This window comes from Brevibacterium yomogidense, assembly GCF_016107685.1.
Taxonomy (GTDB): Bacteria; Actinomycetota; Actinomycetes; order Actinomycetales; family Brevibacteriaceae; genus Brevibacterium; species Brevibacterium yomogidense.
On the sequence record NZ_JABASY010000007.1, the window covers coordinates 70,242 to 82,649 of the forward strand.

Here is a 12,408-nt window from a genome sequence, read left to right on the forward strand (position 1 = left end):
CGCGGGCAGACGAAATCGCAGGCGACCGAGGAGGACCCATGGGTAAGGCGACGACACCGGAGCAGACCTCCACACGCGTGGCGACCAAGGATTCGCTGTGGACTGAACCCAGCGACGTCTCCGGCACGGCCGCACCCGATCTCGCGATGAGCGCACGCACCCTCGACATGGAGGCCGACGTGCACGCGACGATCTCCACGACCGCCACGACGGAAGCGTCGCGCGGTGTGCAGATGGGGGACGTGTTCCATGGGCAGTGCGACCCTGATTCCTGGGTGGATGTCACAACGGAGCTCACCTACCAGGGGCCGGACTCCCTTGAGACCGGAGGGGTCCTCACCGTGAGCCTCGCGGGCGACGGGCGCAACGAGTACCGCGCGGAGCTCGTGAGCGTCACCGGCGGCGCGGCGGACAAGCTGTCAGCACCCGACGAGCGCTCCTCGAAGCGACGCTGGTCCCTGGCCTGGACCGTCACGGACCGGCTGGAGCCCGGCGACGACCTCACCGTCTCGTGGCGCATGACCGGCGAGGAGGCGCCCGACCCAGGTCGCGGGACCCACGTCGATGCGACCTTCCTCTATCCTGCGGGCCAGTACGCGGGGCTGGAGGAGGCCGATGTGCCGTGGATCGGGGCGCCCGCCAACGCCACCGGGACCCCCGGTGCGGACTACAGCGAACCGACACGCTTCTTCGGCTTCGTCGCCGACGCCTGAAGTCTGACGCCAGACGCGGAGCCCGTTGGCACTCACAGTGTCGAGTGCGTGAACTCCCCGTCCGCGAGTGTCGCGACGACGTCGATGTCCTTGATCGTCGTCGGGTCCGCGGAGAAGGGGTCGTCTCCCAGGACCACCATGTCGGCGAGCTTGCCCCGTGCCAGGGTGCCCTTGACAGCGCCGTGGCCGGACGCCTCGGCGGCGGTCCTGGTGTAGGCCGTGAAAGCCTGCTCGACTGTCAGGCATTCCTCTGCGGAGCCGAAGACGTCGCCCGTGCTCGTGGCGCGGTCGACGAACGCCTGGATGCCGCGCAGAGGCGTGCCGTCCGCGCACGGACGGTCGGACGACCCCGCGAGCATGACCCCGGCGTCGACGAACGAGCGCCCGCGGTAGAGCAGCCGACGCCTGTCGGGACCCACCGACGCATTCATCCCGTCGCCGATGTCGCGCGCGAACGCCGACTGCGGTGTCACCGCGATGCCGTACTGCGCGAGCGTCGCCAGATGCTCGTCGTGCACGGTTCCCGCGTGCTCGATGCGGTTGGGCACGCGGCGGAGACCGTACGTGTCCATCGCCTCGACGATATTCTTCACAGCATGGTCGACGGCCAGATCGCCGATCGCGTGGACGGCGAGCGACCACCCCGACCGGTACACGTCGAGGATCGTCCGCCGCAGCGTCTCAGGGTCGTCCTGCAGGTAGCCGGCCGTGTCGCTCCCGGCGTAATCGTCGCGCATCGCCGCGGTCTCGCCGCTCATCGCGCCGTCCATGAAGATCTTCACCGGCCCGAAGCTCAGCCAGTCGTCGCCGAACCCGGTCCTGACGCCGGTGTCCAGACCGATGCCGTAGCCGTCCGCGGAATGTGAGGCGACCGTGTGCAGGCCGTCCGCCATCGGCATGATCTGGGCGCGCGCACGCAGCTTCCCCGCTTCGCGCGCCAGCTGATACGCATGCACCTCGAGGGGCGAGTGGCCGATCCAGCCCGCGAAGATCCCGCATTCGCCGAAGCTCGTGATCCCCTCCGACGCATAGCCCGCGGTCGCACGGTCCAGCGCGTCGACGACCGTATCGAGCGAGTACGGGCGGATGAGGTCCTGGATGAGGCCCTGCGCGGTCTCCTCGACGAGCCCGGTGGGGCGGCCGTGCGCGTCGCGGACGACGCGGCCCCCGGCGGGATCCTCGAAGCCGGGTTCCGTCATGCCCGCGAGCTTCATCGCCGCCGTGTTGACGATCGCGGCGTGCCCCGACTGCTGGCGCAGGAAGAGGGGACGGTCGCCCGTGATCCGGTCGAGCACCTCGAGGTCGGGGTACTGTCCGCCGTAGTCGCGGTGCCCGTACCCGGTCGCGTTGATCCACTCGCCCGACGGGGTGGATGCGGCGGCCTCTTCGATCCTCCGGTACACCTCGTCGAGCCCACCCGGAAGCGCCGTGCAGTTGATGCTCGCCAGCGTGAGCCCGTACCACGTGGTGTGGCAGTGGACGTCGTTGAAGCCGGGCAGCACCGTCGCCCCGTGCATGTTGATGCGGCGCTTCGCGTTGAGACCCCGCACGTCATCGTCGAAGCCCACGATCCTGCCGCCCCAGATGCCGATCGCGCCGGCGCCGGGACGGTCGTCGTCCATCGTGCGGATCCGCGCGTTGTCCAGGATGAGGTCGAGCATGGTGGGGTCTCCGAATCTGCAGTGTCACGTGCGAGGAGTGTCACGTGCGAGGACGGTGGCTTCGGTCATACCGAGGCTACCGCGCAGAGCGCCCGCGGCGGTCAGCTCCGCGGCAGCCGCACGTCGGGGTCCGTGTGGATGTGGAGGAGCGCGGGGCCGTCGTGGGCGAGCGCCTCCTGAAGCATCGGCACGAAGTCCTCCGTCCGCTCGACGGAGTAACCGCGACCGCCGTACGCGTTCGCGAGCGCCGCGAAGTCCGGGTTCGTGAAGGTCGTGCCCGACGGGCGTCCCGGATACTCCCGCACCTGGTGGCCGACGATCGTGCCGTACACGGTGTTGTCGTCCACGATCACCGTGATGTTGAGCCCTTCGTGGACAGCGGTGGCGAACTCCTGACCGTTCATCATGAAGCAGCCGTCACCGGCGAGGGCCACCACCGGCCGGTCCGGGAACGTGAGCGCCGCGGCCACGGCTGCGGGCGTCCCCATCCCCATCGCCCCGTTGCGCGGTGCCGCGACGGATCCCGGCCCCTGGAGCGGCCAGTACCGCAGCGCCCACGCGGAGTAGTTCCCCGCTCCGTACGTGAGGACGACATCCCGGGGGAGGATGTCCGCGGCATCCCGGTAGGCGCGGTCCCGGTCGACGAACTCGTCGCTGCGCTCGCCGCCCACCACGCTGGTGCGCCATTCGACGAACCGTTCACGGTAGTGGCGATACCAGGGCACGGTGTCGGAGTCCTCTGCGGCGCGGGCAGCTTCCGCTGAGTCCGCCGGTGCCGCATGGTCCGGCCGCTCGCGGTGTGCCGCCCCGTCCGCCGAGGTGCCGGTCTCGTCCGCTTGGCCGTGCCCAGCTGCTCCGGAGACGTCGCCGTACAGCGCCGCCGCCAACGCCGCCGGGGTCGTGACGATCTGCTGGTCGAGTGGGCCGAAGTGCCCGTGCGCGTCTGGGTCGGGACCCGCCACGATCGTGTGCTGCGGGTCGACGCCGAACTCGTAGCCGCCGGTCATGACATCCGCACGGACACAGCCGATGAAGACATGCAGATCCGCGGCGGCCAGCGCCTCGCGGGTGCCGATGAAGCTCGAATAGCCCAACGGGCCGAGGAAGACCTCCGAGGCATGGTCGACCGAATCGTGTGCGCGGAAGTCCGCGGCGATGCCGGCCCCGCGGTGGCGCGCCCACGCCGCGATCTGGGCCGAGGATTCGGCGGTCCATCCCTGACCCCCGACGATCACCAGCGGCTGCTCGGCGGCGGCGACCGCGGACTCGAGAGCGGAGAGGTCGTCGCGCGTGGGCGCGGGGGAGGGGACGGGCCGCGGCGGAACGGCCTGCGACGTCGTCTGGTCGAGGAGAGTCTCCTCCGGCAGCCCCACGATGACGGGGCCGGGGCGACCGGATGCGGCGGTGTGCATCGCATCTGCCACGATGCGTGCGGCGGAGTCCGGGTCGTCGAGGATGAGGACCTTCTTCGCGGTGGACCCGAACCAGGCGTTCGGATCGAACTCCTGGAACGCTTCCCGTCCGCGCTGAGCGGTGGGGATCAGCCCGACGAACAGGACCAGCGGAGTCGCATCCTGGTAGGCGGTGTGCACGGCGATCATCGCGTTCGATGCGCCGGGGCCGCGCGTGACCATGGCGATGCCGGGCCGGCTGGTGAGGCGGGCTTCTGCGACCGCGGCATACCCAGCGCCACCCTCCTGCCGGCAGACGATCGTGTGGATGGAGGAGTCGTAGAGACCGTCCAGCACGTCGAGGAACGATTCGCCCGGCACGTTGTAGATGCGTTCCACACCTTCCGCTTCGAGCTGGCGGACGATGAGGTGACCGGCGGACATCGTGGACGTGGAGGCTCCGGCGGCAGTGGCGGACGCTGTGACTTCGCTCATGTCCTCAGTCCTATCACGCACGCCGGACACACGGCAGGGGCTGTCTGTCCGGCGGGACCAGTGGTGGCTGCGGGGCCCGCGAGCCTCAGTGCTTGAAGCCCGGCAGGTCCTGACTCATCCGGGGTGCGAGGTAGCCGGCGACAGCGGTGAACGCGGACACGACGACCAGCAGTCCGGCCGCCGGCCACCAGTGGTTGCCCGCGGCCGTGACGAGGGCGGTGGTGAGCAGGGGGACGAACCCGCTCAGCATGCCCGCGGTGTTCTGGGCGAACGCGACGCCGGTGAAGCGAGTGGTGGCCGGGAACAGCCCGGTGAGGACGGTGCCGGATGCGGCGTACGGGAACGACAGTGCGGACACCGCGATCGTCATCCCGACGATGACGAGCACCGAGCTGCCGCTGTCGATGAGCAGGAACGCGGGGAACGCGAGGACAGCGGAGACGATGCCGCCGTAGAGGATGACGCGACTGGCGCCGTACTTCCCTCCCAGACGTCCGCCGATGATGAGGACGGGGATCTCGACCGTGGCGGCGAAGAGGGTGCCCAGCAGCATGACCTGGTCGGACTCGCCCAGGACGTTCACGCCGTACCAGACGACGAATGTCGTCACCAGATAGAAGCCGCCCACGCCCAGCAGTGCGGCCGCCATGCCGACGATGATGTGCTTCCACGATTCGCGCAGTGTCGTGGAGATGGGGGCCTTGACGACCTCGTTCGACTCGAGGAGCTCCTGGAAGACCGGCGACTCCTCCAGTTTGCTGCGGATCCACAGCGCCAGCAGCAGCATGGGGATCGCGGCGAGGAACGGGATGCGCCAGCCGAACGAATCGAAGTTGTCCTTCGAGAAGAACATCGTGGCGAGGAAGAACCCTCCGGACGACAGGATCGTGCCGATGGGGGAGCCGATCTGGGGGATCGCAGCGTAGCGGGCGCGGTGCTTGAGCGGGGCGTTCTCCACGACGATCGTCATGGCGCCGGCCCATTCGCCGCCCACGAACAGTCCCTGCACGATGCGCAGGAGGACCAGCAGGATCGGCGCGGCGATGCCGATCGCTGCGTAGGTCGGCAGCATGCCGATGAGGCCCGTGACGATGCCGATGCCGATGATCGTCACCATGAGCGTCGTGCGGCGGCCGATCCGGTCGCCCATCCGCCCGAAGAACATGCCACCCAGCGGTCGGGCCACCAGGCCCACACCGAACGTCGCGAACGAAGCCATCGCGGCGGCGGCCGCGTTGTCGTTGGCGAAGTACTGGACGTTGAAGACCAGCGCGGCGGCCGCGCTGAAGAGGAAGAAGTCGTACCACTCCATAGCGGTGCCGACCAGGGCGCCGAGAGTGACCTTGCGGGCTTCGGCCTCAGTCAGCTGGTGGGCGGCGCCGGCTTCGATGCGGGCGGTGGTGTCGGGGCTGGCGGTGGTGTCGGGCCTGTGTCCCGGCTGTTCCGTCATGGCAGGTCATCCTGTTGCTGAAGGGGGCTGAGATGACCGTAGCCTACGCGTGTTCGTCGTCACAGAGGAAGAGGTGCGGTTGCGGCCCTGGCAGCAGGTCGCACCTTCGGGCAGCAGGTCGCACTCCCGGGGCGCAGGTCGCCGTACCCGCCTACACAAAACTTCGCCAGCTACGTACCTAGAACACTGTAGGTGGCGAAGTTTCCAGTAGGTGGCAAAGTTCTGCGCATGCCTCAGCCTTCCGGGGTGCCGTCCGGGTGGAGGACACGGGCGAGGAACGACTGGGTGCGTTCGTGCTGCGGGTTGCCGATGACGTCCTTCGCCGGGCCCTCCTCCACGAGCACCCCGCCGTCCATGAAGAGGACACGGTCCGCCACGTCGCGGGCGAAGCCCATCTCGTGGGTGACGACGACCATCGTCATCCCCGCTTCCGCGAGCTGACGCATGACGCCCAGCACGTCGCCCACCGTTTCCGGATCCAGGGCGGACGTCGGCTCGTCGAACAGCATGAGGGAGGGGTTCATCGCCAGCGCCCGGGCGATCGCGACGCGCTGCTGCTGGCCGCCCGACAGCTGGTCCGGGTACCTGTCCGCCAGATGCTCCAGCCCCACGTTCTCGAGGTTCTGCAGCGACGTGGCATCCGACTCCGCCTTGTCCTTCCCCAGGACGCGGCGCTGTGCGATCGAGCAGTTCTCCAGCGCCGTCATGTGCGGGAACAGGTTGAAGCTCTGGAACACCATGCCGACCTGTGCGCGCATGTCGTCGATCTGCACGTCCGGATCCGTCGCGTCGTAGCCGGCGACCGTGATCTTCCCCTGGTTGGGCGTCTCGAGCAGGTTGATGCAGCGCAGCAGGGTCGACTTGCCGGAGCCCGACGGTCCGATGACGCAGACGACCTCGCCCGGGTTCACGGTGAGGCTGATGCCCTTGAGCACCTCGACGTCGCCGTAGGACTTGTGGAGGTCCGTGATCGTGCAGCCCTCAGCGGTGGTCGCGGCGAGTCCCGCCGCTGCGGACATACCGCCGCCGGTGGGGGAATGATCGGGGGTGCTCATGGGTGCTCCTTGCGCGGGTGCAGGGTCGGTCGGATCGTGAGAGTGCGGGGCATCATCCCGCCTACTCTCTCGACAGCTTCGCGGTGCGCGATTCGAACGTGCGGGCGAGGATCCCCAGCGGCACCGTGATGACGAGGTACGCCGCTCCGGCGACGACGAGGGGCGTGAGGCCGGCCTCCGGCGACGAGATCGCCTCACGGCCGAACTTCGCCAGCTCGTACTGGCTGGCGGTGAGCCCCAGCAGGTAGATGAGCGACGAGTCCTTCGTCATCATGATGATCTCGTTGGTGAGCGGCGGCAGGATGATGCGCACCGCCTGCGGGATGACGATGGTGATCATCGCGCGGCTGTTGCTCATGCCCAGCGAGCGGGCCGCCTCGTACTGGCCCTTCGGCACCGCCTGCAGACCTGCGCGCAGGGTCTCTGCGATGTAGGCGGACTCGACGATGCCGAGCGCCAGCATGACGGTGACATACGTGTCGATCCGGATGCCGAACGCGTAGGGGATCGCGTAGCCGAACGCGATGAAGATCAGCAGTGCGGGAAGGCCGCGGAAGAACTCGATGTAGAGGGTCGCGATCCACCGGTACGGCGCGACCGGAGAGATCTTCATGAGGGCAAGGAGGAGACCCAGCGCCAGGGCCAGGACGAATCCCAGCGCCGTGTAGATGACCGTGTTCTTCAGCGCGACGGTGACGACGCCGGGGAACTGGTTGAGCGCGACCTGCGGGTTGAAGAACTTCTCGCCGACCGTCGACCAGTCGGTGAGGACTGCTGCGGCGCCAGCGGCGACGACGAGGATCGCGTACTGCACGATCCGATTCACTTGGGCGCGCTTGCGCGGACTCATGCTCGTGCGTCGACGCGGTGAAGCGGGGGCTGTTGCCACAGAGGCTCTCCTCCGTCAGAGGTGGATGCAGTCAGTGCCCCGTCGACCGTCGTCGCGACCGTCGTGACGGAGCGGGATGGCCGGGGCCATCGAGCCACAGTAGTCGACTCGACGGCTCGGACCGTCGTGACCCGGCGGTACGCACCGGGTCCAGTGCCCGGCGCTCACCGCCGGACCGTCGCTGATCGCCCGGGCGCCGTTGCCCGGGCGATCATGCGTGAGCCGTGGATCAGGCGTCGGCTTCTTCCGCGCTCATGCGGGCCGCGTCCGCGACCTCGCCGAACCACTGGTCGACGATGTCGTCGTACTCGCCGGAGTCGCGCAGCTCCGTCACCGTCGTCTCGAACTGCTCGAGCAGAGCGGTGTTGTCCTTCTTGACGGCCGCGCCGATCACTTCACCGGTGTCGTACTCCTCGACCAGGTGCAGGGTGTCGTCCGCCTCCGTCGCCGCGAAGATCGTGGAGATGTTCGCGATGACCGCATCGACCTGACCGGACTGGATGCCCTGCGTCATGAGCCCCGCGTCCTCGAACTGGACCGGCTCCACACCGTGGTCCGTCGCGTACGCTTCACCGGTCGTGGCCTGCTGGACGCCCGCCTTCTCGCCCTGCAGGTCGTCGATGCTCGTGATGTCCGAATCCTTCTTCGTCATGAGCGCGAGGTTGTCCTTGAGGTACGGCTTCGAGAAGTCCATCTTCGTCGCGCGGTCCTCCGTGATCGTCATCCCGGACAGCGCGATGTCGCACTGGTTCGTGTCGAGCGCGGACCCCGACTGGATCGCTTCGAACGCCGTCGTGATGACTTCGAGGTCGACACCCAGATCGTCCGCCGTCGCCTGTGCCAGGTCGATGTCGAAGCCGACGTTCTCGCCGTCCTCGACGAACTCGAACGGCTCGTAGGGGATGTCGGAGCAGAGCGTGAGCTTCCCAGCGCTCACCAGCTCCACACCGTTGACCTCCGTCGCGGCGTCCTCGTCGCCGCCGCTGTCACCTCCACCGCATCCGGACAGGGCGATCAGGGCTGCGGCGCCGGCGGCGCACGCGGGCAGGAACTTCTTCACAGTTGCCTCCACATGACAGGTTGGCGGCGGGTTGATGCGGTCGTATCTGTCGACCTGCCCGAACCGCGGACATACCCTGAAAATATACCTGTGGTTCGCGTCACGCGCCCCTTCCCGTCCCGTACGAGGCCCCATTCGTTACGCGAACGTACCCGGCGCGGCGCAGACCGAGGCCCTGAGGCCTCGGCGGCAACGGATCAGACCACGCGGGTGCGGTGACGTCGACGTCCCAGACCGAGGGCCAGGAGGAGGATCGCCGTGCCGGCGACCGAGCACAGCACACCGACCACAGCCGGCGCCCGGTAGCCCAGCCCGGCGGCGACCACCAGGCCGCCCAGGTACGCGCCCAGCGCGTTCGCCGCATTGAACGCGGCGTGGTTCATGGCTGCGGACATGTTGGGTGCGTCGGGGGACTCCCGCAGCAGCCGCGCCTGCAGGCCGTTCGTGAAGAGGCTCGTCGCGATGCCGATGAGGAACAGCAGGGGGAGGGCGACCCACCAGAGGTGGGCGAACACGGCGAAGAACGCCAGGATGACACCCATCCCGACGACCCCGGCCAGGGCGGACTTGTCGATCGACCGGTCCAGGCACGGGCCAGCTACCAGAGAGCCCGCAGTCATCCCGCAGCCGTAGAGCACCAGCACCCACGGGAGCAGGCTTTCCGGGATGCCGGTCACCTGGGTGACGGTGGGCGTGATGTAGGTGTAGAGCGCGAAGGCCCCGCCGAACCCCACCGCACCCGCCAGCAGCGGCAGCCAGATCTGGGGGCGGAGCATGGTCTTGAGCTCCGCACGGGCGGACGACGAGGGCTTCGCCGGGACCGCGGGCAGGAAGCTCAGCAGCCCGACGATCGTCGCGAGCCCGACGACCGCGATGACGATGTACGCGGAGCGCCACCCTGCAGCGCTGCCCAGGGCGGTGGCGGCGGGGACACCCAGGATGTTCGCGATCGTGAGCCCCAGCATCGTGCGCGAGATCGCTCTGCCGGATCTCTCCGGCGGGACCAGGCTGGCGGCGACGATCGCAGCCACACCCAGCGTGATGCCGTGGGGCAGCCCCGTGAAGAAGCGGATCCCGACCAGCATCGGCAGATTCACCGCAAGCGTCGTGAGCAGGTTGCCCAGGGTGAAGACGGCGGCGGCGAGGAGGAGCAGCAGCCGACGGTCCATGCGCGGGGTGAGTGCCGTCAGGAGCGGGGCGCCCACGACCACGCCGATCGCATATGCGCTCACGGACATCGCCGCCTGCGGGATCGAGACGTCCAGGTCCTCCGCGATCCACGGCAGAAGCGTCATCGACGCGAATTCGGTGGTGCCGACCGCGAACCCGCCTGCGGCCAGCGCAGTGAGGGCCAGTCCGGTCGAACGCGGGGCGGCAGGCGTGTCGCCGGCGGAACGGGCGCGAACCATGGCGATGTCCAATCCGAAGGAGGGCTGAGGGGGCTGTGAGGTCTGTGAGGGCTGGGGCGCGGGCCCCGGGGTGCGCCTGCAACTGATCAAGCCTAAGTGTCCGTGGGGGCGGAAGATAGGCGGATCGGGACGTCGTGACAGGTCTCACCAGAGACGCGGCGACGAGGTGGGCTGCGGGGGTGATTCCGCGTGAGTGTCGGGGGAAGTGACGCGGGCGACGCCAGGCAGGCGCTGCCGGGGAGGCGACGCCGGGCAGGCGCTGCGGGGGAGGCGCTGCCGGGGGCAGGGCAGGTGGCGGACGCTGCTCGGCCGCTCATCGCCCTCAACTGGTCCGCGGATGATCCGTGCGATGCCCGGGAGTGCTCGGCTCGTGGTTACGATGTTCCTAGCATTCAGTCAGGAACGGATGCCCATGATCCCGTGGCTCACGAGCAGCCGCGCGGCCCGGTGGCGGATCGTTCCTGTGCGAGGGAGGACAGCAGTCAGGACATGAGCCACGAGATGGATGACACCACGAGCGAGCAGCCGGAGGAGCCCACGGGTTCAGCGATGGAACTCGCGGCGGACGACGGGGTTCGCGACGGTCATCCGCTGGGGATGGGCGGTGAGGAGCTCACCTTCAAGTACCGGGCCATGCGGTCACTGTTCCGCGGATCGATCAAGTCCGCGCACCGCCCCACGGTCACCGGCGTCACGAACGTGCCCAAGACGGGGCCCGTCATCATCGCGAGCAACCACCGGTCGTTCGCGGACTCGATCTACCTGTCCGCACTGTCTCCGCGGCGCGTGAGCTTCATGGCGAAGGCGGAGTACTTCGAGGGGCGGAGCATCGCCAACAAGTTCGTGGGCAGCTTCATGGCGTCCGTCGGTGCGTTCCCGGTGGAGCGGGGATCCGCTGCGGCAGCGGTGAAGGCGCTGGAGATGGGCGAGGAGATCCTGCGGTCCGGGGGTGTGTTCGGCATCTACCCGGAGGGCACGCGCAGTCGCGACGGGAAGATCGGCGAGGGCAAGACGGGCGCTGCGGAGCTGGCGATCCGTACGGGCGCGACGATCGTGCCGGTGGGCATCGTCGGCACGGAGGACGTCATGCCCGTCGACGCGAACTTCCCCCAGCCCAAGTCGTTCGCGATGACGTTCGGCAAGGCGATCCCGGCGCCGGCGCGTGCCCACCCTGCCGGTCCGCAGCGCCGCGAGCTCACCGAGCAGATCATGGCCGCCATCCGCGCCCTCGTCGCCGAGGCGGAGGCCGAGCGGGCCGCCAAGCGCCGCCGCTGACGCGTGGCTGTGGTCCGCTGACAGGTGCATGGGTCTGCTGAGCGGGAGGAGCCTCCGTCGATGTACTGGACATCACCGCGGCCGCTGGAATGAAACCATCTGGTTCAATGTTGAACAACATAGAAGGTGGACAGTCCTTCTTCCAGGTGGGCGCGCTGTACGACCACGTGCGCTCGCCGTTCGATGCAGAGGAGTGATCGCACATGGCACGTTTCGACGGCAAGACAGTCATCATCACGGGCGGCGGCTCGGGCCTGGGGCAGGCCACCGCAGTCCGCCTGGCGCAGGAGGGCGCGAATCTCGTGCTCGTCGACATGAGCGCCGACGGCCTTGAGAGCACGAAGGCGCAGATACAGGCGGCGAGCGGTGCAGGCGGCGTCGAACTGGTCACCGCGGACGTCACGAAGTCCGCAGACGTCCAGCGCTACGTCGATGTCGCTGTGGAGAAGTTCGGGGCGATCGACGGATTCTTCAACAACGCCGGCATCGAGGGCACGCAGAACCTCACCGAGGAGTATGGCGATGACGAGTTCGCCAAGGTGGTCGCCGTCAACCTCACCGGTGTTTTCGCCGGGATGGCCGCTGTCCTCAAGCAGATGCGGAAGCAGGGCTCCGGGTCGATCGTCAACACCGCATCCGTCGGTGGCATCCGCGGCGTGGGCAACCAGTCCGGCTACGCAGCCTCCAAGCACGGCGTCGTGGGCCTGACCCGCAACTCGGCTCGGGAATACGGTGAACACGGCATCAGCATCAACGCCATCGCTCCTGGCGCGATCATGACTGCGATGGTCGAAGGTTCACTGCGCCAGCTGGGTGGGGACGACTGGGAAGAGGCCGGCAGGGAGTTCGTGTCGGTCAACCCCATGAAGCGTTTCGGCAAGCCGGAAGAGGTCGCGGCACTCGTCGCCTTCCTGCTGTCCGACGACTCCGGCTTCATCAACGGCACCGTCGTCCCGATCGACGGCGGCCAGCACGCGATGTACTGATCGTGATGGGTCCACACGGATCGC

General features: G+C 68.5%; 10 protein-coding genes. 3 read left to right on the forward strand and 7 right to left on the reverse strand.

The genetic code is table 11. The features are described from left to right. The first annotated feature begins 38 nt into the window (after positions 1-38). Positions 39-713 carry a hypothetical protein gene (locus tag JFC09_RS14970; RefSeq protein WP_198394849.1) on the forward strand — a complete coding sequence of 225 codons (675 nt, stop codon included), beginning with the start codon at positions 39-41 and terminating at the stop codon, positions 711-713. A 32-nt stretch (positions 714-745) separates the two neighbouring features. Here the strand turns inward: JFC09_RS14970 and JFC09_RS14975 are convergent, their stop codons facing one another. From JFC09_RS14975 to JFC09_RS15005, 7 genes are all read right to left on the reverse strand, one after another. Then, positions 746-2,374, reverse strand: coding sequence for an amidohydrolase (locus JFC09_RS14975; protein WP_198394850.1), 1,629 nt, complete (start codon positions 2,372-2,374; stop codon positions 746-748). Between the two features lie 101 nt (positions 2,375-2,475). Then, positions 2,476-4,260, reverse strand: a complete 1,785-nt coding sequence (locus JFC09_RS14980) for a thiamine pyrophosphate-dependent enzyme (RefSeq protein WP_198394851.1) — start codon at positions 4,258-4,260, stop codon at positions 2,476-2,478. A gap of 85 nt (positions 4,261-4,345) precedes the next feature. Further along, positions 4,346-5,710, reverse strand: a complete 1,365-nt coding sequence (locus JFC09_RS14985) for an MFS transporter (RefSeq protein WP_198394852.1) — start codon at positions 5,708-5,710, stop codon at positions 4,346-4,348. A gap of 233 nt (positions 5,711-5,943) precedes the next feature. Beyond that, a complete protein-coding gene (locus JFC09_RS14990; protein ID WP_198394901.1) occupies positions 5,944-6,729 on the reverse strand; it encodes an amino acid ABC transporter ATP-binding protein in 786 nt (261 codons plus the stop codon). A 97-nt stretch (positions 6,730-6,826) separates the two neighbouring features. Beyond that, positions 6,827-7,615, reverse strand: a complete 789-nt coding sequence (locus JFC09_RS14995) for an amino acid ABC transporter permease (protein ID WP_198394902.1) — start codon at positions 7,613-7,615, stop codon at positions 6,827-6,829. A gap of 268 nt (positions 7,616-7,883) precedes the next feature. Next, positions 7,884-8,714, reverse strand: coding sequence for an ABC transporter substrate-binding protein (locus JFC09_RS15000; RefSeq protein WP_332839792.1), 831 nt, complete (start codon positions 8,712-8,714; stop codon positions 7,884-7,886). A 197-nt stretch (positions 8,715-8,911) separates the two neighbouring features. Then, entirely contained in the window at positions 8,912-10,123 is a 1,212-nt protein-coding gene (locus tag JFC09_RS15005; RefSeq protein ID WP_198394854.1) for an MFS transporter, read from the reverse strand. 501 nt (positions 10,124-10,624) lie between these two features. Here JFC09_RS15005 and JFC09_RS15010 point away from each other — a divergent pair. Beyond that, positions 10,625-11,398 carry a lysophospholipid acyltransferase family protein gene (locus tag JFC09_RS15010; protein WP_232483670.1) on the forward strand — a complete coding sequence of 258 codons (774 nt, stop codon included), beginning with the start codon at positions 10,625-10,627 and terminating at the stop codon, positions 11,396-11,398. A gap of 203 nt (positions 11,399-11,601) precedes the next feature. Next, positions 11,602-12,384, forward strand: a complete 783-nt coding sequence (locus JFC09_RS15015; RefSeq protein WP_198394855.1) for a glucose 1-dehydrogenase — start codon at positions 11,602-11,604, stop codon at positions 12,382-12,384. The last annotated feature ends 24 nt before the right edge of the window (positions 12,385-12,408 follow it).

Bases quoted from the DNA above. Each gene is read 5' to 3' on its own strand.
- JFC09_RS15010 (WP_232483670.1), top strand. From the start codon at position 10,625: ATGGATGACACCACGAGCGAGCAGCCGGAGGAGCCCACGGGTTCAGCG.
- JFC09_RS15015 (WP_198394855.1), top strand. From the start codon at position 11,602: ATGGCACGTTTCGACGGCAAGACAGTCATCATCACGGGCGGCGGCTCG.
- JFC09_RS14990 (WP_198394901.1), bottom strand. From the start codon at position 6,729: ATGTCCGCAGCGGCGGGACTCGCCGCGACCACCGCTGAGGGCTGCACG.
- JFC09_RS14980 (WP_198394851.1), bottom strand. From the start codon at position 4,260: ATGAGCGAAGTCACAGCGTCCGCCACTGCCGCCGGAGCCTCCACGTCC.
- JFC09_RS14975 (WP_198394850.1), bottom strand. From the start codon at position 2,374: ATGCTCGACCTCATCCTGGACAACGCGCGGATCCGCACGATGGACGAC.
- JFC09_RS15005 (WP_198394854.1), bottom strand. From the start codon at position 10,123: ATGGTTCGCGCCCGTTCCGCCGGCGACACGCCTGCCGCCCCGCGTTCG.
- JFC09_RS14985 (WP_198394852.1), bottom strand. From the start codon at position 5,710: ATGACGGAACAGCCGGGACACAGGCCCGACACCACCGCCAGCCCCGAC.
- JFC09_RS14970 (WP_198394849.1), top strand. From the start codon at position 39: ATGGGTAAGGCGACGACACCGGAGCAGACCTCCACACGCGTGGCGACC.
- JFC09_RS14995 (WP_198394902.1), bottom strand. From the start codon at position 7,615: ATGAGTCCGCGCAAGCGCGCCCAAGTGAATCGGATCGTGCAGTACGCG.